The following is a 23,494-nucleotide window of genomic DNA, read 5'->3' as shown; positions in this document are numbered from 1 at the left end:
CAGTTTCAGCTTCAGCGTCAGCGGTTGGGCCGTTTTCCGGCTCTCGTGGTTCCGCAGTCCAACTCCGTTTCCTCCGGACGTTGTTCTTGTTGTCCCGTTTCCTCCGCTATCTGCCGTACACCAGGTCCGGCAGCCACAGCGCGATTTGCGGGAAAGTCATCACGAGCGCCAGCGCCAGGATCATCACACCGACAAACGGCGTGATCGAGCCGTAGATGTCGCGCATGGTGACTTCCTTGGGCGCCATAGCCCGCATCAAAAAGAGGTTGTAGCCAAAGGGCGGCGTCATATAGGCGATCTGGGTGGTGATCGTATAAAGCACGCCGTACCAGATCAGCACCTCGCCCGCCGGCATGCCGAGGTCGAGCGTCGCCACCAGCGGCACATAGAGCGGTGCCACGATCACCAGCATGGCGGTGTCGTCGAGGAACGTGCCCATCACCAGGAACGAGAGCTGCATCAGGATCAGGATCATCCAGGGAGACAGGCCGAGCTGTTCGGTGAAGAGGTTCTCGATCGCCTTGACCGCGCCCAACCCGTCGAACACCGCCCCGAAGCCGAGGGCCGCCAGGATGATCCACATGAACATGCACGAGATGCCGAGCGTGTTCTTCAGGCAGAGGATCAGGATGTCCATCGTCAGCCGGCGGCGGAAGATGGCCGCGAGCAGCGCAGTCAGCGCCCCGATGGCGGAGGCTTCGACCAGGCTGGTATAGCCCATGACGAAGGGCACCATCATGGCCGCGAAGATCACAAGAGGCAGGATGCCCGCCAGCAGCAGATGGTACTTTTCATCCGCTGACGCCGCGCGCTCTTCCGCGCTGAGGGCTGGGCCGAGCTCGGGGTTCGCCTTGCAGCGGATATAGATGTAGACGACGAACATGCCGGCCATCATCAGGCCCGGGACGATACCCGCCAGCCAGAGCTGGCCGACCGGTGCGCGGGCGATCATGGCATAGAGGACCAGCACCACCGACGGCGGCACGAGGATCCCGAGCGACGACCCGGCCTGGATCACGCCGGTCACCATTCGCTTGTCGTATTTACGCTTCAGGAGTTCGGGCAGCGCGATGGTGGCACCGATGGCCATGCCGGCGACCGACAGGCCGTTCATGGCCGAGATCAGCACCATCAGCAGGATCGTGCCGATAGCGAGGCCGCCATTCACCGGCCCCATCCAGACATGGAACATCCGGTAGAGATCGTCGGCGATCTTGGTCTCCGACAGGATGTAGCCCATGAAGATGAACATCGGCAGCGTCAGCAGCGGATACCATTTCATGAGTTTCATGGCGGCGGAGAACGGAATGTCGCCGCCGCCGGTGCCCCAAAGGCACAGCGCCGCGATCGCGGCAATACCGCCGATGGCGCCGAAGACGCGCTGCCCCGTCAGGAGCATCAGCATCATCGACGAGAACATCAGGAGAGCGATCATCTCATACGACATCAGAGCGTCACTCCCTTGATCCGGGCGATATCTTTCAGAAACTCTGAAAAGACCTGCAGCAGCATCAGGAAGAACCCAAAAATCATGATGACCTTGACCGGCCACAGATACGGCCGCCAGGCGGTCGGACTGCGCTCGATGTAACCGAGTTTTTCGCTTGCGGCTTCCGGCCCGCCGGTAACGAAGGTGACCAGCAGATCCCACCAGAAGCCGATGGAATCCTTGCCGAAATAGCCGAGGGAATAGGCGGTGGAATTCAGTGCCCCGTAAAGCAGGACGCCGAGATAGAACATCAGCAGCAGCACGGTGAAGGCGTCGAACCAGGCCTTCTTCTTCGCGCTCCATTCCGCATAGAAAAGGTCCATGCGCACATTTGACCCCATCTGGATCGAATAGGGCCCGCCGAGGATGTAGTAGGCGACCATTGCGAACTGGGCGACTTCCAGCGTCCAGAGAGAGGGATTGAAGAACGACTTGGAGATCGACGACCACAAGAGGATCGCCGCCATGACGAAGACGCCCCACATGATGATCTTGCCGAGACCGCGGTTGAAGCCGTCGACGACATGGATATAGGCGCGGACAACCTTAAGCACGGGCACCTCCCGCACGGGCGCTCGATGCCGCTTGCGCGGCCCGCGCCAGCATCGGCGCCAGCAGATCGCTCCAGCGGTCTTCTTCGGCTGCCGTCGTCACTTCGTCGTTGCGGATCTCGATCATCAGGCAGGGCAGCTGCCTGTCCTCGCCGTGACGATGGATCGTATAGTAGACGCCGTCGGACGGCGCATAGGGCTCGTTGTCGCCGACGGTCAGTTCTCCCTGCCGTTTCAGATCCGCAAGGACCGGATCGGCCAGACGCCGGTCGCTGTCCGAAATCAGGCCGATCTCCCAGGGCCGGGACCGGCCCTTGTAGACCGGTGTGAACGAATGGATCGACACCACGGCTGTCGGCAGGCCCTTTTCCAGGCGCTCCGTGATCAGCCTGTCGATCGTTTCGTGAAACGGCCGGTGGGCCAGACCGATGCGGAAAGCCTTTTCCTCCGCGCTCAGGTCGCGGTTGCCGGCGATCTCGGTCACCTCGCTGAGGCAAGGGATCAGATCGGCGCGGTCTTCCTCGCGGTTGCAGTCGATGATCAGCCTTGAAACGGTGGTGTAGACAAGCGGCGCATCGAGGCTTTTGGAAAGCCCTCTGGCAACGCCAAGCGCACCCGGGTCCCACGCGATATGGGCGCTCTTGTCCGCCTCGGTGATGCCGAGGGACGTATCATAGGGGGGCGGAAGAAAATTCGAGGCGTGGTCGCAGACAAAGACGAAAGGACCAGCGCCTTCCGCATTCTCTACGGCGACGGCCCGGGTCATTCCTCCAGCCTGGGGACCTGCTCCCATTCCCAACTCCCTGAAAGATCGGCCCTGTTTCTTGTAATGTTTATTACAGGATTGCCGACTTAACTAAGTTCTGTAATATTTGATACGCAGAATGCCACCGCTGTCAAATGAAATTCGGCGGCATCGAATGGAAACAGGCCGACGCCCATGGAACGCCCTCTTCTGGAAGACATCCGCGACCGACTGGACGAATTCACCGCGACGGAAAAGAAAGCGGCCCATGCCCTGATGGCCAATTACCCAATGCAGGGGCTTGGCACCGTTGCTCAGTTTGCAGAAGCTGCCGGCGTCAGTTCGCCGACCATCCTGCGCTTCATCGGACGGCTCGGGTTTCCCGGATTTGCGGAGTTCCAGAGGAAACTGCGCAGCGAGCTTGAAAGCCAGTTGAACTCGCCCCTGGCGCGCAGCGCCAACATGGAGGGCGACCCGGTCGGCGACCCGCATGTCAGCCAGCTGCTGGAGAATGTCCGCGAGACGTTTGCCCATCTGCCGAAGGGCGAGCTCACCGGCCTGATCAAACTGCTCTCGGACGAACGCAAGACCGTGCACCTCATCGGCGGCCGCTTCACCGATGGTCTTGCCCGTTACATGGCGGCGCATCTGAGGATCGTCCGGCCCAACGTCAATCACGTCGCCGGGCAGCAGGGCAACTGGCTTGACCAGTTGATCGGCATCGGCTCCAAAGACGTCGTCGTCGTCTTCGATATCCGCCGCTACCAGGCGGAGATCATCCAGTTCGCGGAAGCCGCCGCCCGCCAGGGCGCGACGGTGGCGCTCGTCACCGACAGCTGGATGTCGCCCGTCGGCCGCATCGCCAGCTTTGTCCTGCCGGCCCGTGTTGCCGTGCCCTCGCCCTGGGACAGTTCACTTGCCCTGATGGCTATCGCCGAAGTGCTGATTGCCGGCGTCACCCGCGAGAACCAGCAACGGGCCCAGGAGCGCATGCGGGCGCTGGAAAAACTCCGCAACGACATCGACCCGACCACCGAAGGCCGGGCGATGGGACCGGATATCTGAAACTGATCGCGCAGGTTCTGTTCGGTCCTTTCAGCAGATCCGCGGCAGTTGCTCGCCCGAGAGCCAGTCAACCACCCGCATGCCGCCGAAGCCTGTCCGCATGACGACCATGCGGTCTTCATCCTCGACGATCTCGCCGATTTTAGCCGCCTGTTTCCCAAGCGGATGCGCGCGCATCACCTCCAGCAGCCTGTCCGCATCCGAAGCCTCGCAGATGCAGATCAGCTTGCCTTCGTTGGCGACATAAAGCGGGTCGAGCCCCAGCAGCTCGCAGGCCCCTTCCACATCCGGGCTGACGGGGACCGCGCTCTCTTGCAGCATCACACCGACACCGGAGGCATGCGCAATCTCATTCAGCGCCGTTGCCAGCCCACCCCTCGTCGGATCGCGCAGGACCGCAATGCCCGGGACGGTATCGATCATCTCCGCGACAAGTCCGTGCAGGGCAGCGCTGTCTGAGCGGATTTCCGTTTCGAACTCCAGGTTCTCCCGCTTCGACAGGATGGCGACACCATGATCGCCGATAGTCCCGGAGAGCAGCACCGCCTGACCCGGTCTGGCGGCCTTGGGCGAAATCGCAACGCCTTCCGGCAGCACACCGATGCCGTTGGTGGTGATGAAGACGCCATCGCCCTTGCCCTTTTCCACCACCTTGGTGTCGCCTGAGACCACCGGCACACCGGCCTCCCTCGCGGCGCGGGCCATGGACATCACGATCCGCTCCAGATCGGCGAGCGGAAAGCCCTCCTCCAGAATGAAACTGGCCGTGAGCGAGACCGGCCTTGCACCGGCCATCGCCACGTCGTTCAGGGTGCCATGGACGGCAAGCGAGCCGATATCGCCGCCCGGAAAGAACAGCGGAGAGATCACATGGGCATCGGTCGACATCACCAGCCGGCCCGGCGGCACGTCGAGCACGGCGGCGTCATGGCCCTGATCGAGAATCGGGTTCTTCAGATGCCGGTGAAACAGGTCCTCGATCAGCTCCGCCATGGCACGGCCACCACCACCATGGGTCATGTCGACCGCGCCGGTCCTGAATTTGGCTTGCGGATCCATGCTGGTCACGCGGCAGCTCCCTTGGCGGCGGCGACCGTTTCGCGCTTGCGGCCATAGGTCCAGTAGGCGGCGCACGCTCCTTCCGAGGAGACCATGCAGGCTCCCATCGGGTTTTCCGGCGTGCAGACCGTGCCGAAGAGCTTGCACTCGGTCGGCTTCTTGACGCCGCGCAGGATGGCCGGGCACTCGCAGGACTTCACCTCACGCGATTCCTTCGGCGTCAGCGCAAAGCGCTCCTCCGCATCGAACTCGGAAAATGTCGCGCGGATCTTCAGGGCGCTGTCGGGCACATATCCCAGCCCTCGCCACTCGAAGGTCCGGCGCAGTTCCAGCACCTCGTCGACGAGGCGTTGAGCCTTGCGATTGCCTTCCCGGGTCACGACGCGGGTGTACTGGTTCTCCACCTCGTGCCGGCCCTCGTTGATCTGGCGGATCAGCATCAGGGTCGACTGCATCACGTCGAGGGGTTCGAAGCCGGCAATGACGACAGGTTTCCTGAAATCTCTTGCCGCGGGCTCATAAGGTTCCCAGCCGATCACCGAGCTGACATGCGAGGGGCCCAGGAAGCCATCGATCTTGACCGGTTTTTCTCCCGGTTCGGCAGGTGCGTTGACGATATGGGCGATTGCCGGCGGCGTCAGCACGTGATTGCAGAAGACGGAGAAATTTTTCAGGCCCTCCGCCTTGGCCTGCAGGATTGCGACTGCTGTCGGCGGTGTCGTGGTCTCGAAGCCGATGGCGAAGAAGACGACCTGCCGGTCCGGGTTTCCCCGCGCGATCTTCAACGCATCCTGGGTGGAATAGACCATGCGGATGTCCGCGCCCTCGGCCTTCGCGCGGATGAGGCTTTTCTGCTTTGTGCCCGGCACCCGCATCATGTCGCCATAGGTGGTGAGGATGACGTTCTGCTTCAGTGCCAGTTCGACCGCATCGTCCAGCCGCCGCACCGGCAGGACGCAGACCGGACAGCCGGGGCCGTGCACGTAGTCGACGTTCTCCGGCACCATGTCCTGGACGCCATAGCGGAAGATCGCATGCGTATGGCCGCCGCAGAATTCCATCAAGTGATAGCGGCGCTTCGGATCGGCTTCGCGGCGAATGGCCGTTGCTAGCTTCTGCGCCAGCCGGCCGTCCCGGAATTCGCGGATATACTTCATGCGCCCGCCCCCTCTGTGCCGGCCATCTCCTCCAGCTCTTCGGCGAGCACACCGGCTTCGGCCATCAGCTGCAGGGTCCGTTCGGCCTCTTCTTCGCTCAGCTTGTGCAGCGCATAGCCGACATGGACGAGCACATAATCACCGACGGCGACCTCATCCAGCAACGCGGTCGAGACCGGCTTGCGAATGCCCTCCAGGGCGACGGTCGCCATGTCGTCACCGTCGACGGAAACGACCCTTGCGGGGATGGCAAGACACATGGCTGAATTCTCCTATTCGGCAGCGAGGCCGCGTGCGCCCGCCGCCTGCATTTTCATCGCCCCGTCCAGCCAGGAAAGCCAGCTCTCCATGCCGTCGCCTGTGCGGGCGGACACCTGCAGCACCTGGATCTTCGGATTGATCCGCCGGGCGTTTTTGATTGCTGCGCCGACGCAGAAATCAAGATGGGGCAGAAGATCGGTCTTGTTGAGGATCATGAGATCGGACTTCGCAAATATATCCGGATATTTCAGCGGCTTGTCCTCGCCTTCCGTCACCGACAGGATGACCACCTTGTGGGCTTCGCCGAGATCGAACCCGGCCGGGCAGACGAGATTGCCGACATTTTCAATGAAGAGCACCGAGCCTTCGTCGAGCGGCAGCTTTTCCAGCGCATGACCAACCATGTGCGCGTCGAGATGACAGCCCTTGCCGGTGTTGATCTGGAACGCCGGCGCACCGGTCTCCCGGATCCGGTCGGCATCGTTCGAGGTCTGCTGGTCGCCCTCGACGACGGCTGCCGGAACCTTGCCACGGAGCTGCTTCAGGGTCTCGACCAGCAGTGCCGTCTTGCCGGAGCCCGGACTGGAAACGAGGTTCAGAGCAGTGACGCCCTTCTTTGCAAAAACCTCCCGGTTCTGCGCGGCATAGTCATTGTTCTTGCCGAGAATATCCGCCTCGATCCTGATCAGCCGCGCCTGGCTCATGCCGGCAACGGAAACACCCGCCTCGCCTTCGCCGAAATGCACGTGACCGTGCTCATGTCCATGCTCATGCTCCGGCCCGTGTTCATGATCGTGGGAGCAACCGCAAACCGTACACATCACACCACCTCCAGTTCCCGGATTTTCAGCTCTTCGCCGCTGACGACCTGCAGGGCTTGCGAGCCGCATTTGGGACAACAATCGAACCGGTCCTTCAGTGGGACGGTTTTGAAACAGGTAAGACACAGGGCTTCTGCGGGCGGCCGCGCGATCTCCAGCACGGCGCCTTCGGCAAGCGAGCCTTTCATCACCACGTCGAACCCGAACTGCAGCGCTTCCGGCTCGACGCAGGAGAGCGGGCCGATATCGACGAGAACGCGGGTCACCCGGCTGAAACTGTCCTTCTTCGCCTGGTCTTTCAGGATATCGAGGATGCTCTCGCAGAGCGACATCTCATGCATCGGCGACCTCCGACGCTAAGGAAGATACGCCGGCTAACCATTCTAGAAAGAAGCCTTCGGCTTTGGAGAGATTTGTGGCAGCCAGGTCAGACAGACCCTCCTTCACTTCACCATAGTCGTATCCGGAAATCCCGAGCACATAGGCCTTCGGCCGTAAACCGTAGAGCGTCTCGCACAACGCCAGCACTGTTTCCGGAACCAGGCTGTGGCTGCCGAGCACTTCAGGCGCACCCGGCTGGATTTCCCGGAAAGAATAGGCTTCGCTCCCGCCGATTTCCGCATCGGCGAAGATCACCAGATCATGTTCAGAGATTGCCAGCGCATGTTCGGCAACGAGCTGATAATCGGTATCGACCTCAAGCCCCGGCAATCCGCGTGCGGCCATGCCTTCGGAGAATGCAGGTCCCAACCCGTCATCCCCCCGCCCCGGATTGCCGTAACCGATCAGCAGCATGAGAGTGTCCCCGAACTTGAGATCCTGTAAGAGCGGTCGAAGCTCGCGCCCCCTCCATCGTCATCCCGGCCAAGCGCAGCGCGAGCCGGGACCGGGGAGCCACAATCCTCTCCGATCCTCTGTTGCCGAAGGAGAGTTCCGGGCTCACCGGTCCCGGATCTCCGCTTCGCTTCGTCCGGGATGACAGAAGGAGGGGATGTCATGTCAAACACACTGCGTCCGGCTGTCGACCAGTGCGCCATCCGAATCGAACAGCTCCACCTGCAGCGGCATCTGGCCGAGGGCGTGGGTGGCGCAGGAGAGGCAGGGGTCATAGGCGCGGATCGCCACTTCGACATGGTTGAGCATGCCCTCGGTTATCTGCTCCTTGCCGGAGAGATGCTTGACGGCGACGTCCTTCACCGCCCGGTTCATGCCCTCGTTGTTGTGCGTCGTCGAGACGATCAGGTTGCAGTAGGTGACCTGGTCGTTCTCGTCGACCTTGTAGTGATGGATGAGGTTGCCGCGCGGCGCTTCGATCACGCCGATGCCCTCTTCCCGCCGGTCGCCCGTTGCGATGAGGTCCGTGCCCTGCAGGTCCGGATCGTTGAGCAACTCCAAGATCTTTTCGACACAGTGCAGCACCTCGATCATCCGGGCCCAGTGGTTGGCCAGTGTCGAGTTGTTCGGCGTGCCGCTGGTGACGGCTTTCAGGTCTTGAAGCGCGGCATTTGCCAGCGGTGTGTCGATGAAGGCGGCCGTGTTCATGCGCGCAAGCGGCCCGACCCGGTACCAGCCCGCATCCGGACCAAGCGTCTTGATGAAGGGGAATTTCATGTAGGACCAGGAGCGCACGTCCTCGACGATCAGTTCGTGGTATTTCGTGTAAGGCACCTGGTCGAAGATCATGTCGCCGGTCGAACTGAGGGCCCGCAAGTTGCCGTGATAGAGATCCAGCGCGCCGTCGCTTTCCCTGACAAGAGACATATAGTTGGACGGGAAGGAGCCGAACTCGGCGACGAGCTCCTCATGCTCCAGCGTGTAGTCCCGCGCCAGCTTTACCGCGTCCTGCGCCCATTCGATCATCTGGTCGATGGAGGCAAGGAAATGATCCCGCCGCTCGATGGGCAGATTGCGGTTGATGCCGCCCGGTATGGCGCCGGTGCCATGCACCTTCTTGCCCGCTGTTGCCTCAATGATTTCCTGGCCGTATTTGCGCATCAGGACGGCCCGCTTTCCGAGTTCCGGCTGCTCCTTGATCACCTCGAAGATGTTGCGTTTTTCCGCAGGCGCTCCGAAGCCGAAGAGCAGGTCCGGCGCCGCCAGATGGAAGAAATGCAGCACGTGCGACTGCATCACCTGGCCGTAATGCATCAGCCGGCGCATCTTTTCGCCCGTCGGTGTGAGCTGGTCCACACCGGCGATCATGTCCATCGCCTTGGCGGCCGCCAGATGATGGCTGACCGGGCAGATGCCGCAGAGCCGCTGCACGATGACCGGCACTTCCCACATCAGCCGGCCTCGAATGAAACGTTCGAAACCGCGGAACTCGACAATGTGCAGCCGGGCCTCGTCGACCTCGTTCTCGGCATTGAGATGAATGGTGACCTTGCCATGGCCTTCCACGCGGGTGACCGGCGAGATTTCTATCAGTCTGGGTTCACTCATATCGACCTCCCGCCTCAGTCGAACTTGATCATGTCGCGTTCAAAGCCGCGGAACTTGCCCGTCAGCAGCTTTGCCAGCGTGTCGAAGATGATGTCGCCGCTCGGCGCGCAGCCCGGAATCTGATAGTCGATCTCCACCACCTGCGAACAGGGATAGACCTCGTCCAGCAGCAGCGGCAGGGCCGGGTCGTTGGGCACGTTGTGCGTCGTGTTGCGGATGTATTTGCCGGTGATATAGGCCTCGTCCAGGCACTCGCGCAAAGGCGCGTCGGAATGCATGATCGCATTGCGCATGGCCGGCAGGCCGCCCATGATAGCGCATTGGCCGAGCGCGATCAGCACATCGCAATTGCGCCGGAAATCGTGCAGCACATGCACGTTCTCCTCGTTGCAGCAGCCACCCTCGATGATGCCGATGTCGCAGCGCTGGGTGAAGCGTTTCTTGTCGGTCAGCGGCGAGCGGTCCACGTCCACCAGCTTCATCAGCTCGATCAGCCGCTCGTCGATGTCGAGGATCGCCATGTGGCAGCCGAAGCAGCCGGCAAGCGAGGCGGTCGCGATCCTTGCCTTGGGCAACTCGCTCATTTGCGCTTCTCCTCGATCTCGTGGCCGATGAGCCCACGATCGAATTCCCGCTCGCCGATCGGGACAGTGAAGCCGACGCGCTTGCGGATGATGCAGCCGACCGGGCAGACCTCGGCGCTGATCGCGTGATCCGTCACCTCGGCGTCGGTATCGGCAAGGTTCTCGCCATTGACGGCGACGCGGCGGTGAATGCCGCGGCCGACATAGCCGAAGATGCCCTTGCTATCGACGTCCTGGCTGGCGCGGATGCAGCGCCCGCAAGAAATGCAGCGGTTGGTGTCGAGGGCAATATCCGGGTGAGACGCATCAAGCGCCCGGCAGGGTTCCAGATAGGGAAACTTCGTGGCTTCCGTCATGTCGAGCCGGTAGGCCATCGCCTGCAATTCGCAATTGCCGCTCGCCTCGCAAATCGGGCAGAGATGATTGCCCTCGTGGAACAGCATCTCAACGAGATCCCGGCGCATCTTGGTCAGATGCGGCGTCTCGTTCTCGACCGCCTGGCCGGGGGCTGCCGGCTGGGTGCAGGCGGCAACGCTGCGCCCGCCCGCCTTCACCGTGCATACCCGGCAGCTGCCTTGATGACGCAGGCCTTCGTGATCGCACAGGCGCGGGATATAGACCCCTGCCTCGTCGGCGGCCTCCATGATCGTCTGGCCGGCATAAGCCGTCACCTCGACCCCGTCGATGGTGAAGGAAAAGCCGGTCTCCTTCTTGGTGCCACTCATTGGGAGAAATCCTTGTCGAAGATATAGGAGCGGCGCTTGGCGATCTTGCGCGCGCCATCGATGGCCGACTGGATGTCGAACGTGTCTCGGATGCCGTCCTTGCTCGGCTTGATCATCGCCGAATAGACGAGCGGGAAATTCTTGAGCGTCGTCAGGATAGGGTTGGGCGAGGTCATGCCGAGGCCGCAACGGCTCGTCTCGATGATGGTTCCGGACAGGTCTTTCAGGTAGTCGATGTCCTCCGCGTTCGCGAGGCCCCTGCGGAACTTGGCGATCGCCTTTTGCAGGAAGACGTTGCCCACCCGGCAGGGCGTGCAATAGCCGCAGCTCTCATGCACGAAGAAGGACATGTAGTACTCGACGATCTCCAGGATGTTGCGCGCACCGTTGAAGATGATGATGGCGCCACCCGTAGCGAGATCGTCGAAAGTGAGTTTGCGGTCGAAGCTGTCGCGGGCAATCATGGTGCCGCTCGGCCCGCCGACCTGCACGGCGGCCGCATCCTGCCCTCCCGCCATATCCAGGATGTCCCAGACACTGTGGCCATAGGGCAGCTCGTAGATGCCCGGGTTGAGGCAATCGCCACAGATGGAAAAGAGCTTGGTGCCGTGAGACCCTTCCGTGCCCATGGTATGGAACCAGGCAGCCCCGCGATCGAGAATGCGTGCCGCGTGGCAGAAGGTCTCGACATTGTTGACCACCGTCGGATAGCCGAGATAACCGCGGTTGACCGGAAAGGGCGGACGGGTCTTCGGCTCGCCCGGCAGCCCTTCGCAGGAGCTGATCAGGGCGCCCTCTTCACCGCAGATATAGGCCCCTGCCCCCAACTGAAGCCGGACATCGAAGTCGAAGCCTTTGACGCCAAGAATATCCTTCCCCAGCAAGCCACGCTGGCGGCGCTCGTCCAGGACCTGAAGCAGATGTTCGCGCAGGTAGACATATTCGCCGCGCAGATAAAGGATGCCCTCGCGCGCGCCGACCGCTCTGGCCGCGATGGTCATGCCTTCGATCAGAAGATGCGGCCGTTCGGTCAGCAGCACGCGGTCCTTGAAGGTGCCGGGCTCGCCCTCGTCGGCATTGCAGAGCACGAAGTGTTTCTCGGAACGCTCACCGGCGGCAAAACGCCATTTGCGTCCCGTCGTGAACCCGGCGCCGCCGCAGCCGCGCAGGCCGCTCTCCTCGATCGCCGTGATGATCTGCGACGGCGTCAGCGAAACTGCCTTCGAAAGACCCGCATCCAGCGGCACCGGCCCTAGCAACACTTCCCCCGCATGGCGAATGCTGTTGTCGACCATGTGCAACGCCCGCTCATGCGGCGTCAACACCGCGAAGCGCTCGCTGACGAGGAGCTCCGGGTGCTGTCCCGCCTTCAAAGCCTCGGCAGCAGCGCGGGCACTCTTCGGTGTCAGCCTGGTCAGGACGATGTCGTTGATCATGGCGGCGGGAGCCTGGTCGCACATGCCGATGCAGGGCGTCACTTCCAGCGAGAAGGCGCCGTCGGCAGATGTTTGTCCGATCTTGATGCCCAGAACTTTCTCGAAGACGCCGGTAACTTCTTCGAGTCCTGAAAACCGGTCGACGATATCGTCGCAAAGCCGGATCGTGACCCGGCCCTTCGGCGTCAACGACAGGAAGGAATAGAAGCTCGCAACCCCTTCGACCTCGATCCGAGTGAGGCCAGTGGCGGTGGCAATGTGGTCCATTGTCGAAGGCGCAATGCAGCGGTAGCGGTCCTGCACCTCGCGCAGGATGTCCAGCATCCTGTGCCTGTCGTTGCCGAAAGCCGAGCAGATCGCAAAGATCTCCGCTTCCGGCACCGGCGCGACATCGCACGCCGCCGTCGCAACCCCGTTGCCGGACTTGTGGCCATTGTCCATGGCATCCCTCTCCACAACTGCCAGGCGTCGCGCCCCGATCGTTAAATCGATTTGAGACCAACTCGGACTGCATCACATGATGACCATGGTCCGCAACAGACCTGTGAAATCTCTCGAGACCTTCACGCTCCCAAAGTTGTGGCAACCCGTCTTTGAGAAAGATCAACCTGCACAAAATCGGGGCAGGGACCGGGTGCTAAAGCGATCAGACCGAGTGGGACGGCAACTCCCTCAAATGCCTGCCACCCCAGCAAACCTCATCCTGAGGAGCTGCCCTGGCGGCTTCTCGAAGGATGGGCCGCTTGCTCTGAGTTTGTTGCCCATCCTTCGAGACGCTTGGCTTTGCCAAGCTCCTCAGGATGAGGCAGCGAGCTAGTCCCAAGCTCAGTTCGACAGAGTTCGGCTCTCTGCCTGCACAGCCGCAATCACCGCCTGTCCGATCGCCAGGCCGCCGTCATTGGCCGGAACTTGCCTATGGTTGAGCACCCTGAAGCCCTCCGCCTCAAGCCGTTCCGTCAGGCCGTCACGCAGGACGGCATTCTGGAAGACGCCGCCGGAAAGCGCCACGGCATCGGACGTTTTCGCGCCCGCCACCGGTAGTGCACGGACAAGGCTGTCGATCAGGCCGAGATGAAACCGGGCGGAGATGATTTCCGCCGGCACACCTGCGCGAAGATCCCGCAGCAGCGCCGTCCAGAGAGACCGGAAGGAAAGAACCGCAGCCGGGGACTGTGTGACGTCCAGCGGATACCCAACCTCGTCGCCCAAGGCTGCAGCCGCCAGCGCTTCCAGCCGCATGGCCGCCTCCCCCTCGAAGTTCTGCCGGTCCGGACAAAGGCCGAGCGCGGCGGCTACTGCATCGAAAAGGCGTCCGGCAGAAGAAGACAGCGGCGCATTGATGCCTTTGGCAATCATCTCGTCGAGCATAGTCGATGATCGGCCGGCGAACCGCACCTCGAGCCCGGTTCCAACGAGTTGTTCCCGGTAATCCGGACCGAAGGCCGCAAGGAGCTGCGCGGCAAGGTTCCGCCATGGCTCGCGGATCGCCGCTGCACCACCCGGCAGCGCCACGGGCTGAAAATGCCCCACCCTCTCAAAGCCGCGAAGACCGCCTTTCACGATCTCCCCGCCCCAGCCCGTACCGTCCACCCCCCAGCCGAGACCGTCCAGAATGATGCCGAAAACCTCCCCGCCCATCTCGCTGCCCTGTTCGGCGAGGCAGGCACCAAGATGGGCATGATGGTGCTGCACCCGCATCAGCGGAACGTCCATCTCCCTTGCAAGCTGATCGCCCAGTTGCGTCGACAGATATTGCGGATGGGCATCGACGGCGACGAGCTCGGGTTTGAACTGGAAGAGGTCCAGATAGAACCGCAGCATCTTCCTGTAGTCCGCCAGCGTCGGTGCGTTTTCCAGATCGCCGATATGCTGCGACAGGATCGCATCGCGGCCGTTTAAAAGGCAGAACGCGGATTTCAGCTCGCCGCCAAGAGCAAGGATGCGGGGTGCCGTTTCAAATTCGACCTTCAGCCGGACCGGCGCTGGTGCGTAGCCGCGCGCCCGGCGCAGAATGGCGGGACCAGCCCGGTCGATGCGCACGACGCTGTCGTCGAGCCGGTTGAGGATCTCCCGGTCGTGCATCAGGAAACCGTCGACGATCCCGGCAAGGTTCAGCCGCGCGGCCGCATTGTCCGTCTCCTGCGGGTTGTCTGAAAGGTTTCCCGAGGTCAGCACGATGGGCCCGTCCAGTTCCGCCATCAGCAGGTGGTGCAGGGGCGTATTCGGCAGCATGAAACCGAGCCTGTCGAAACCACCGGCAACGCTTTCCGAAAGTTCTGGTCCCGATTTCCGCAGAAGAACGATAGGGGCTGCCGGGCTCTTGAGAAGCTCCGCTTCAGCTTCGCTGACACGGGCGTATTGCCGGATCTGATCGACATCTCCGGCCATCAACGCGAGTGGCTTGGCCGGTCGGTGCTTGCGGCGGCGAAGCTCGGCGACAGCCGCTTCGTTCGACGCATCGACCGCGATCTGAAACCCGCCAAGGCCTTTGATCGCCAGGATCGCACCAGCCTTCAGCCTTGCCGTTGCAAGCTTCACGGGATTGCCGGACATCCGATGGCCATCGGCCTCCTCGAACCAGAGCCTGGGACCGCATTCGGGACACGCAACCGGCTGGGCGTGGAAGCGACGGTCGGCCGGGTCTTCGTATTCCTCTTCGCAGACCGCGCACATCTGGAAGGCCGCCATGGACGTCGATGCGCGGTCGTAGGGAATGTGCCGCAGGATCGACAGTCTCGGACCGCAATGGGTGCAATTGGTGAAGGCGTAGGATTGCCTCCGGTCGGCGGGATTGCGGATATCGGCGAGACAGGCCGGACATGTGGCGGCATCGGGCACAACACCGGTTGCCACGGGTCCCTGCCCGCTGGTGAGGATACGGAACCCTTCGTCAGATCCTGTAACCGGCAGATCGGTGATTTCCACCTTCTTTATCCGGGCAAGCACCGGTGTTTGCTGACAGAGACCGTCCAAAAAACGCTCAAGCGCGTGCGCCGGACCCTGCACCTCGATCAGGACGCCTGCACCATCGTTCCGCACGGTACCGCAGAGACCAAGCTCGTTCGCGAGCGTCCACACGAACGGCCGGAAGCCGACGCCCTGGACGAGGCCGTTGATCCTTATGGACCTGGCAGTGATGGAAAGACTGGTGTCCGGCACGCTTCAGGAACTCTGGAACTGACTGGTTCCTTCAGACCCGCTTTGGCGGCCGAAATCAAGCGGGACCGGTCTTGGAAAGAAAAATGCCCCGGAGGGGCATCCCCTCCGGGGCATTCTCAGACTTGGTCAACGCAGCGGGCGCTCACCAAAGCTGCTTGCCGTTTGCAGCAGCTCCATGGCGCCATTGCGGGTTTCCAGGCGTTCCAGATTGATGATGGCCGACAGCATCAGCCGGTCCTGGCTCCAGTCGGCCGGTTTCTGGATCGACAGGGCCGTCAGGAAGATCACCGCGACCATCGGCATCACGGCAAGGCAGGTGACGCCCCAATGCGGCCGGATACGGTTGGTGACCAGCAGCGCCTCCACCCGGCGGCGCAGCTTCTGGGCCGGCGAGCGGCGCAGCAGCTTGTCCTGGACTTCCAGAAGCGCGACGGCGGCAATGCCGCTGGACCGGTCGCGACCGGCGAGTTCCTTGCGTTTCCGGAGACCCGCCTGGGCGGCGCGCAGCAGGCACATGCAATAGGACCGCAGGTCCACATGGGCGTTTTCGGCAACCTTCTGGTCGCAGGCGAGTTCACGCAGGCGTTCCACCTCGGACTTCCAGATATAGAAGAACGGGTTCCAGAAGAAGAACGGCCGCAGCACCTCCAGGCCGATTTCCCAGGCAACGTCGCCCTGGCGCAGATGCTGCAGCTCATGCTTCAGCACCAGTTTCAGATCGTCCGGCTGTGTCAGGAGGTCGGACGGGATTACCACATAGTGACGGCGCAGCCCGCGGGCGGAAAACGCCACCAGCGCATGGTCGGAGAGCAGAAGATGCACCCGGCCGTTGCTGTGCCAGGCGTGGCAGGTGGCCAGCATGCGGTAAAGCTTGACGAAGCTGACGGCGAGCTTTGCGGCAAAATAGGTAAAGCCCGCCAGCAGCGCCAGCGCGATGCCGGCCCCGAAGCCCGGGCTGAGTGTCAGGATGCTGTCGCTGAGGCGCATGCGCAGTCCAAGCAGGGACTGAAAGTCCTCCGCCGGAATGGCAATGCCGCCACGCAGGTATTGCGAGACGGCATAGTCGGCCAGATTGACGGACAGGGCGGGCGGGACAACTTCCCGCATCAGCAGAAACTGATGCAGTGCGACGGCGGCCGGGGACAGGACGATCAGGGCGAACAACCCGTTCAGCAGCGTGAGCTGCACCGAGAAGTCGACCTTGCTGCCGAACCGGGCCAGCAGAAGCTTGGCGCTCAGCCACACCAGCGCGGTAATGGCCAGTGTGATGTTCAGATCGATATAGATATCGAAAATCTGGTTAAATAGCGTCATCTGTCCTCCTCCTGTCCAGCAACGCTCTTATTTCCTCCAGATCGCCCTCCGAAAGCTCGTATTCGTCGACAAGGCGGGCCACCAGCGAGGCGGGCGTGCCGTCGAACAGTTTGTCTGACAGGTTCCGGAGCGAACGGGACTGGTAGGTATCCCGGGTCAGCCGAGGGGAGTAGATGAATGTCTTGCCTTCTTTGCGGCTGTCCACGAAGCCTTTTTCATCCAGGATCCGCATGATGGTGGCACAGGACGTATAGGCGAGTTTTCTCTCCGGCGGCAGACATGCCAGGATGTCCCGCACGGAGCCTTCACCGAGCTTCCAGAGTTCGGTCATGAACTCCAGTTCGACTTCGGTCAAAAACTCGTTGCTCTTACGCTTTCTCATTACTGTCCTGCGCCAATTGCGGAAAATGGATGTGGCTACACATTCATTCATGCACCAGAAAATCGGAGAATACTATTCTTTTAGTCGTTTATGGAAAAATGCCCTGCCCCGAAGAACCGGGACAGGGCAGGTCGTTACACTTTCCAGAAGCAGAAGGCGCCCCAGGCGATGCTCAGGCCCAGCGGTGCCCAGAGCGGGTAGCCCATCAGGCCGAGCCAGGCCAGAAAGATATAGGCCGTCCCGAGCAGCGTGATGAAGAGCCGGTCGCCGCGGGTCGTCTCGAGCCCCAGGACGCCCCGGCGGGCATGGCCGCCGGGATATTTGAGTTCCAGCGCGGTGAGGAACCCGATTGCGGAAAAGATACCGACGAAAAGCGCTGCCGTCGGCCAGGTCCAGGCCATCCAACCGAGCATTACACCCTCCCCAGGGCGAAGCCCTTGGCAATGTAGTTACGGACAAAGTAGATGACGATGGCGCCGGGAATGATGGTCAGGGTCCCGGCGGCCGCCAGAAGCCCGAGTTCATATCCCGCGGAGGAGGCGGTCCGGGTCATCACGGCGGCAATGGGTTTGGCTTCGACGGCCGTCAGTGTCTTCGAAAGCAGCATCTCCACCCAGGAGAACATGAAGCAGAAGAATGCTGCCACGCCCACGCCGGATTTGATCGCCGGCAGGAAGATCGTCATGAAGAAACGCGGGAAGGAATAACCGTCCACATAGGCGGTTTCATCCAGTTCCTTCGGCACCCCACCCATGAAGCCTTCCAGGATCCAGACCGCCAGCGGCACGTTGAAGAGGCAGTGAGCCAGGGCAACGGCCAGATGCGTATCGAACAGGCCGACAGCCGAGTAGAGCTGGAAGAACGGCAGCGCGAAGACGGCGGCCGGCGCCATGCGGTTGGTGAGCAGCCAGAAGAACAGGTGCTTGTCGCCCACGAAGGAGTAGCGCGAGAAGGCATAGGCTGCCGGCAGGGCCACGGTGATCGAGATGACCGTGTTGATGGTCACGTAGATGATCGAGTTGATGTAGCCCCAGTACCACGTCGGATCGGTGAAGATGTCGATGTAGTTGGCAAAGGTCCAGGTCTGCGGGAACAGGGTGAAGCCCGACAGGATCTCGTTGGTTGTCTTGAAACTCATTGCGACGAGCCAGTAGATCGGCAACATCAGGAAGAGGATGTAGATGATGGGAACCAGGCTTTTGAGGCGCATGTCGGTTCTCCTTAAGCCTTGTTATCGTTCATCGTCATCAGCGTGTAGAACAGCCAGGAGGCGAACAGCGTGATGGCGAAGTAGATGAGGGACATGGCGGCTGCCGGACCCAGGTCGAACTGACCGAGGGCGATCTTCACAAGGTCGATCGAAAGCAGCGTGGTGGAGTTGCCAGGACCGCCGCCGGTCAGCACGAACGGCTCGGTATAGATGTTGAAGCTGTCCATGAAGCGCAGCAGCACGGCAATGGTCAGCACCGTTTTCATCTTCGGCAGCTGGATGAAGCGGAACACGGCCCAGCGGGATGCGCCGTCGATCTCGGCAGCCTGGTAATAGGCGTTGGGGATCGAGACAAGGCCGGCATAGGCAAGCAGCACCACCAGCGACGTCCAGTGCCAGACGTCCATGACGATGATGGTCACCCAGGCTGCGATCGGGTTCTGGGTCATGTCATAGGAAATACCCAGGACATGGTTCATGAAGTAACCGAGCAGGCCGATATCCGGCAGGGTGAAGATGTTCCACATGGCGCCGACGACGTTCCACGGGATCAGCATGGGCAGGGCCATAGTGACGAGGCAGAACGGTACCCAGATGCCTTTCTTCGGCATGGAGAGCGCGATCGCGACGCCGAGCGGCACCTCGATGATGAGGATCAGGAAGGTGAACAGGAACTGCCGTCCGAGCGCGTTGTGGAAACGCTCCGATTTCAGAACCTGTTCGAACCAGTCGAGGCCCTGCCAGAAGAACAGGTTGTCGCCGAAGGTCTCCTGGACCGAATAGTTCACCACGGTCATCATCGGGATGAGCGCGTTGAAGGCGACGAGGAGAAGCACCGGGGTTACGAAGAACCAGGCGCGTTGATTTTGCGTTTTCATTGTGCCCCTCCCTCTGGCTGGCTCGCCAGCCAGCCGTCTTTGTAGAGACGCGTCTGGGATTGTTTGAAGTCGAGCATCACCGCGTCGCCCTGGTTGGGGGCGTCCCCGTCCAGGATGGCGTTGATGCGCGTGTCGTGGGCGATCGCCTCGACCACCTTGTGGCGGCCGATATCGGCGACCTTGCGGACCTTCGCCGCAATGCCCGGACCGTTCGCAGACACGGTGACGAATTCGGGCCGGATACCCACTTCCGCCTTGCCGTCGGCAACGCCGGTCACCGGGCCTTCCAGGGCGACCTTGTCGCCGAAGAGGAAGGTGGCGCCGTCGCGGACATCGCAGGGCAGAACGTTCATGCCCGGCGAGCCGATGAAGTGACCGACAAAGGTGTGCGTCGGACGCTCGAAGAGGTCCACGGGCGTGCCGATCTGCACGATTTCACCGTCCTGCATCACCACCACCTGGTCGGCGAAGGTGAGCGCTTCGGTCTGGTCGTGGGTAACGTAGATCATCGTCGCCTTGACCCGCTGGTGCAGTTCTTTCAGCTTCGAACGCAGTTTCCATTTCAGGTGCGGATCGATCACGGTCAGCGGTTCGTCGAACATGACGACGTTGACATCTTCCCGGATCAGGCCGCGGCCCATGGAAATCTTCTGCTTGTTGTCCGGCGACAGGTTTGCCGCGCGGACATTCAGCATCTCCGTGACTTCCAGCATCTCCGCAATCGACGTCACCCGCCGTTTGACGACATCCTCGTCGCGGCCGCGGTTGCGGAGCGGAAAGGCCAGATTGTCGTAGACGGTCATGGTGTCGTAGATGACCGGGAACTGGAACACCTGGGCAATGTTGCGCTTTGCCGGCGGCAGGGCCGTCACGTCCTGATCGTTGAAGAGGATCTTGCCTTCCGACGGGATCAGGAGTCCGGAGATGATGTTCAAAAGCGTGGACTTGCCGCAGCCGGACGGACCGAGCAGCGCATAGGCGCCGCCGTCCTGCCAGGTCAGGTCGATCTTCTTCAGCGCATAATCGGCATCATTCGCCGGATTGGGCGAATAGCTGTGGCGGAGATTAGAGAGTGTGATTTGTGCCATGATGCTCCCCCTCAGGCCGCCAGCTCGCCGTCAGGCGCAAAGAAGAAACAGTGGTTCGGATCCAGATAGAAGGTGTGGACCTCACCGACGAAATAGGGGTGCACACCCGGCGACAGCGACACCCAGGAATGGCCGTCCATGTCGAAATGGGCGCTGCTCTCCGAGCCCGAGAGCTCGGTCACCAGAACGCGGCCCTGCAGCTTCACCCGGTGATGGGCGGTTTCAACCGGCGACACATGGTGCGGCCGGATCGCCAGCGAATAGGGTCCGTCCGCAAGTCCGGCCGACGGCCCCGTCACCTGCCAGCTGGTGGCAGTGTTGAGGACAATCGTATCGCCCTGCTTGGTGACCGGCGCGATATTGATCGGCGGGTTGGAAAACACCTTGGCGGCGTCCAGATCCTTCGGCCTGCGATAAATCTCGGCGGTCGGGCCGAACTGGACCACGTTGCCGTCTGTCATCAGCGCCGTTTTCCCGCCCAGAAGCAGGGCTTCTTCAGGTTCGGAAGTCGCATAGACGACAACCGCACCGCGGCCGGCAAAGAGCTCGGGAAGCTGGTCGCGCAGTTCCTCGCGCAGCTTGTAGTCGAGGTTGGCAAGCGGCTCGTCGAGGAACACCGCGTCGCTTTCCTTGACGATGGCCCGCGCCAGCGCAGTACGCTGCTGCTGGCCGCCGGAAAGTTCGTTCGGTTTGCGCTTCAGATAGGGGTTCAGCTTCAGGAGCTTCGCCGCCTCTTCCACCCTGCCCTCGATCTCGGACTTCGCGACGCCGGCAACTTTCAGCGGCGAGGCGATATTGTCGAAGACCGACATATGCGGGTAGTTGACGAAAAACTGGTGCACCAGGCTGATGTTGCGCTTTTGCGCGGACAGGCGCGATACATCCTTGCCGTTGAGGATGATCTGCCCGGAGGCCAGGCTGTCGAGGCCGGCCATCAGCTTGATCAGCGAGGTCTTGCCCGAACCGGTTTCTCCGAGGAGAACATTGAAGTGGCCGGGATGCAGCGTCAGGCTCGTATCCTTGACATGGGTGATGCCTGCAACGCGCTTGCTGACGTTCTTGAGTTCTAGAGACATGTGTTTTTTGCCCGCGTCCGGACGGCCATTATAGGCGAAACTTCGGTTTCGCGGCCTGTCACTTTCGGATCGGTGGTGGACCGGGGTCAAGCCCCGGTCCGGTGTTGCGGTGATGGGTGCCTGGCATCCCGGGGCTCAATAGAACCTTTGGAGGATGCCAGAGCCCGCCGTCCTGGTTAGTTCTTTGCCCAGCGGGCAACCAGGTCGTCGTAGTTCACGGTCTCGCCCTGCGGCTTCTCGTTTTCGAGCTTGGGCTTCGGAGCACCCGGCTGAGACAGCCAGTATTCCGGATCCTTCTCTTCATTGAGACGCGGACCGCAGCCGCCGTAGACATTCGCCCGTTCGTCAGCCTGCTGCATGCGGGCCATGACGATGTCCATTTCTTCCGCCAGACGGTCCATGGCTTCCTGCGGGGTAAACGCACCGGAGTTCACGTCACCGATCTGCTGCCACCAGATCTGCGCCAGCTTCGGATAGTCCGGAACGTTGATGCCGGTCGGCGACCAGGCCACACGGTCCGGAGACCGGTAGAACTCGACCAGACCACCAAGCTTCGGAGCCCGTTCGGTGAAGGATTCATGGTTCACCGTACTGTCGCGAATGAAGGTCAGACCGACATGGCTCTTCTTGGTGTCAACCGTCTTGGAAACCACGAACTGTGCGTAGAGCCAGGCAGCTTTCGCGCGGTCTTCCGGGGTGGACTTCAGGATGGTCCAGGAACCCACGTCCTGATAACCGACCTTCTGGCCTTCTTCCCAGTAAGGACCATGGGGGCTCGGAGCCATGCGCCACAGCGGCGTGCCTTCCTCGTCCACCGTGTTGTTGCCTTCGGACTTCGGCTTCACCATGTCCGCGGTGAACGCGGTGTACCAGAAGATCTGCTGGGCAACGTTGCCCTGACTGAGCGCCGGCAGGGACTGGTAGAAGTCGAAGCTGGCAGCACCCGGAGGGGCGTAGTTGCGCAGCCACTCATCCCACTTGCGGATGGCGTAGACAGCGGCCGGGCCGTTGGCGGCACCGCCGCGGGATACCGAGGCACCGACCGGGTTACAGGTACCGGCTTCCATGCGGATGCCCCACTCGTCGACCGGAATGCCGTTCGGCTCGCCCTTGTCGCCGGCGCCTGCCATGGAGAGCCAGGCGTCGGTCATGCGCCAGCCGAGATCCGGTGCGCGCTTGCCGTAGTCCATGTGGCCGTAGATCTGGACGCCGTCGACTTCCTTCACATCCTTGGTGAAGAATTCGGCGATGTCTTCATAAGCGGACCAGTTGACCGGAACGCCGAGATCGTAGCCGTATTTTTCCTTGAAGGCCGTCTTCAGGTCTTCTCGGTCGAACCAGTCCTTGCGGAACCAGTAGAGGTTCGCGAACTGCTGGTCGGGCATCTGGTAGAGATCGCCGTCCGGGCCCGTGGTGAACTGGGTGCCCATGAAGTCGGCGAGGTCCAGGCCCGGGTTGGTGACGTCCTTGCCGTTGCCGGCCATCCAGTCGGTCAGGTTATAGGCCAGCTGCAGACGGGAATGGGTGCCGATCAGGTCGGAATCGTTGACATAGGCGTCGTAGAGGTTCCGGCCGGTCTGCATCTGGGTCTGCACGGCCTGCACCACTTCCCCTTCGCCGAGGATCTGGTGATTGACCTTGATACCGGTGATTTCCGCGAAGGCCTTGGTCAGAACTTCCGACTCGTAGGAGTGCGTCGGAATGCCTTCGGAAAGGACGTTGATTTCCATGCCCTTGAAGGGTTCGGCCGCCTTGATGAACCACTGCATTTCTGCAAGCTGTTCGTCTTTCGACAGAACGGATGGCTGGAATTCCTGGTCGATCCACTTTTGCGCCGCTGCTTCATCGGCAAAAGCGGACCCTGCTCCCGCAAGCACAGCACCTGCTGCGACTGCGGAGAGTAGATACTTACGCATCTGCATCTCCTCCCGTGAGATAAATAACGCCGTTCTTATCCGGCTAGGCATAGATGGTCACAGCATCGCCATGATGTCAAACTAAATTTTTAGTAGATAATTCAGCCGATCTCGATGAGGTTCAAGATATTGTTTT

Annotated in this window: 23 protein-coding genes; 1 reads left to right on the top strand and 22 read right to left on the bottom strand. The window is 61.7% G+C overall.

Features of this window, described 5'->3' with window-relative positions; translation table 11 throughout:
* Positions 1-106 precede the first annotated feature (106 nt).
* Genes ACX3M4_RS23710 through ACX3M4_RS23700 form a run of 3 tightly spaced genes read right to left on the bottom strand, consistent with a single transcriptional unit; the run spans position 107 to position 2,806 of the window.
* Positions 107-1,447, bottom strand: a complete 1,341-nt coding sequence (locus ACX3M4_RS23710) for a TRAP transporter large permease (RefSeq protein WP_459355433.1) — start codon at positions 1,445-1,447, stop codon at positions 107-109.
* Positions 1,447-2,043, bottom strand: a complete 597-nt coding sequence (locus ACX3M4_RS23705) for a TRAP transporter small permease subunit (RefSeq protein ID WP_459355432.1) — start codon at positions 2,041-2,043, stop codon at positions 1,447-1,449. The genes ACX3M4_RS23710 and ACX3M4_RS23705 overlap by 1 nt, the downstream gene beginning before the upstream one ends.
* Positions 2,036-2,806: an N-formylglutamate amidohydrolase gene (locus ACX3M4_RS23700; RefSeq protein ID WP_459355431.1), complete on the bottom strand. Its 771-nt coding sequence runs from the start codon at positions 2,804-2,806 to the stop codon at positions 2,036-2,038. Before ACX3M4_RS23700 ends, ACX3M4_RS23705 begins: the two co-directional genes overlap by 8 nt.
* Positions 2,807-2,980: 174 nt before the next feature.
* Between ACX3M4_RS23700 and ACX3M4_RS23695 the strand changes: the two genes are divergently transcribed.
* A complete protein-coding gene (locus ACX3M4_RS23695; protein WP_459355430.1) occupies positions 2,981-3,850 on the top strand; it encodes a MurR/RpiR family transcriptional regulator in 870 nt (289 codons plus the stop codon).
* A gap of 30 nt (positions 3,851-3,880) precedes the next feature.
* Here the strand turns inward: ACX3M4_RS23695 and hypE are convergent, their stop codons facing one another.
* The 19 genes from hypE to ACX3M4_RS23600 all read right to left on the bottom strand — a co-directional run bounded on the left by hypE (position 3,881) and on the right by ACX3M4_RS23600 (position 23,358).
* On the bottom strand, positions 3,881-4,909 hold the full coding sequence (gene hypE / locus ACX3M4_RS23690; RefSeq protein ID WP_459359494.1) for a hydrogenase expression/formation protein HypE: 1,029 nt from the start codon (positions 4,907-4,909) through the stop codon (positions 3,881-3,883).
* A 5-nt stretch (positions 4,910-4,914) separates the two neighbouring features.
* Positions 4,915-6,066: a hydrogenase formation protein HypD gene (gene hypD / locus ACX3M4_RS23685; protein ID WP_459355429.1), complete on the bottom strand. Its 1,152-nt coding sequence runs from the start codon at positions 6,064-6,066 to the stop codon at positions 4,915-4,917.
* Complete coding sequence (locus tag ACX3M4_RS23680) at positions 6,063-6,326, bottom strand: HypC/HybG/HupF family hydrogenase formation chaperone (protein ID WP_459355428.1); 264 nt, start codon at positions 6,324-6,326, stop codon at positions 6,063-6,065. The genes hypD and ACX3M4_RS23680 overlap by 4 nt, the downstream gene beginning before the upstream one ends.
* A 12-nt stretch (positions 6,327-6,338) precedes the next feature.
* Positions 6,339-7,148 carry a hydrogenase nickel incorporation protein HypB gene (gene hypB / locus ACX3M4_RS23675; protein WP_459355427.1) on the bottom strand — a complete coding sequence of 270 codons (810 nt, stop codon included), beginning with the start codon at positions 7,146-7,148 and terminating at the stop codon, positions 6,339-6,341.
* Positions 7,148-7,489: a hydrogenase maturation nickel metallochaperone HypA gene (gene hypA / locus ACX3M4_RS23670; RefSeq protein ID WP_459355426.1), complete on the bottom strand. Its 342-nt coding sequence runs from the start codon at positions 7,487-7,489 to the stop codon at positions 7,148-7,150. The genes hypB and hypA overlap by 1 nt, the downstream gene beginning before the upstream one ends.
* Entirely contained in the window at positions 7,482-7,943 is a 462-nt protein-coding gene (locus ACX3M4_RS23665) for a hydrogenase maturation protease (protein ID WP_459355425.1), read from the bottom strand. Before ACX3M4_RS23665 ends, hypA begins: the two co-directional genes overlap by 8 nt.
* A gap of 204 nt (positions 7,944-8,147) precedes the next feature.
* Complete coding sequence (locus ACX3M4_RS23660) at positions 8,148-9,590, bottom strand: Ni/Fe hydrogenase subunit alpha (protein ID WP_459355424.1); 1,443 nt, start codon at positions 9,588-9,590, stop codon at positions 8,148-8,150.
* 14 nt (positions 9,591-9,604) lie between these two features.
* Positions 9,605-10,174, bottom strand: coding sequence for an NADH-quinone oxidoreductase subunit B family protein (locus ACX3M4_RS23655; protein ID WP_094072290.1), 570 nt, complete (start codon positions 10,172-10,174; stop codon positions 9,605-9,607).
* A complete protein-coding gene (locus ACX3M4_RS23650; protein ID WP_459355423.1) occupies positions 10,171-10,899 on the bottom strand; it encodes a 2Fe-2S iron-sulfur cluster-binding protein in 729 nt (242 codons plus the stop codon). Before ACX3M4_RS23650 ends, ACX3M4_RS23655 begins: the two co-directional genes overlap by 4 nt.
* Positions 10,896-12,776, bottom strand: a complete 1,881-nt coding sequence (locus ACX3M4_RS23645) for an NAD(P)H-dependent oxidoreductase subunit E (RefSeq protein ID WP_459355422.1) — start codon at positions 12,774-12,776, stop codon at positions 10,896-10,898. Before ACX3M4_RS23645 ends, ACX3M4_RS23650 begins: the two co-directional genes overlap by 4 nt.
* A gap of 384 nt (positions 12,777-13,160) precedes the next feature.
* The gene (gene hypF / locus ACX3M4_RS23640; RefSeq protein ID WP_459355421.1) at positions 13,161-15,494 is read right to left on the bottom strand and encodes a carbamoyltransferase HypF; all 2,334 of its coding nucleotides are present in this window, start codon (positions 15,492-15,494) and stop codon (positions 13,161-13,163) included.
* Between the two features lie 126 nt (positions 15,495-15,620).
* Positions 15,621-16,808 (bottom strand): M56 family metallopeptidase, encoded by a 1,188-nt coding sequence (locus ACX3M4_RS23635; RefSeq protein WP_459355420.1) that lies wholly within the window; start codon positions 16,806-16,808, stop codon positions 15,621-15,623.
* Positions 16,795-17,190: a BlaI/MecI/CopY family transcriptional regulator gene (locus ACX3M4_RS23630; protein ID WP_459355419.1), complete on the bottom strand. Its 396-nt coding sequence runs from the start codon at positions 17,188-17,190 to the stop codon at positions 16,795-16,797. Before ACX3M4_RS23630 ends, ACX3M4_RS23635 begins: the two co-directional genes overlap by 14 nt.
* A 134-nt stretch (positions 17,191-17,324) precedes the next feature.
* Positions 17,325-17,603, bottom strand: a complete 279-nt coding sequence (locus tag ACX3M4_RS23625) for a DUF2160 domain-containing protein (RefSeq protein ID WP_459355418.1) — start codon at positions 17,601-17,603, stop codon at positions 17,325-17,327.
* Positions 17,603-18,400: a carbohydrate ABC transporter permease gene (locus ACX3M4_RS23620; RefSeq protein WP_459355417.1), complete on the bottom strand. Its 798-nt coding sequence runs from the start codon at positions 18,398-18,400 to the stop codon at positions 17,603-17,605. The genes ACX3M4_RS23625 and ACX3M4_RS23620 overlap by 1 nt, the downstream gene beginning before the upstream one ends.
* A gap of 11 nt (positions 18,401-18,411) precedes the next feature.
* Entirely contained in the window at positions 18,412-19,278 is an 867-nt protein-coding gene (locus ACX3M4_RS23615) for a carbohydrate ABC transporter permease (RefSeq protein ID WP_459355416.1), read from the bottom strand.
* A complete protein-coding gene (locus tag ACX3M4_RS23610; RefSeq protein WP_459355415.1) occupies positions 19,275-20,366 on the bottom strand; it encodes an ABC transporter ATP-binding protein in 1,092 nt (363 codons plus the stop codon). Before ACX3M4_RS23610 ends, ACX3M4_RS23615 begins: the two co-directional genes overlap by 4 nt.
* 11 nt (positions 20,367-20,377) lie before the next feature.
* Positions 20,378-21,442 (bottom strand): ABC transporter ATP-binding protein, encoded by a 1,065-nt coding sequence (locus ACX3M4_RS23605; RefSeq protein ID WP_459355414.1) that lies wholly within the window; start codon positions 21,440-21,442, stop codon positions 20,378-20,380.
* A 176-nt stretch (positions 21,443-21,618) separates the two neighbouring features.
* Positions 21,619-23,358 carry an ABC transporter substrate-binding protein gene (locus ACX3M4_RS23600; protein WP_459355413.1) on the bottom strand — a complete coding sequence of 580 codons (1,740 nt, stop codon included), beginning with the start codon at positions 23,356-23,358 and terminating at the stop codon, positions 21,619-21,621.
* Positions 23,359-23,494: the final 136 nt, after the last annotated feature.

Source organism: Roseibium sp. M-1, from assembly GCF_054515675.1.
Note: the sequence above shows the minus strand (reverse complement) of the source record. Positions and strands in the feature narration are given on the sequence as shown.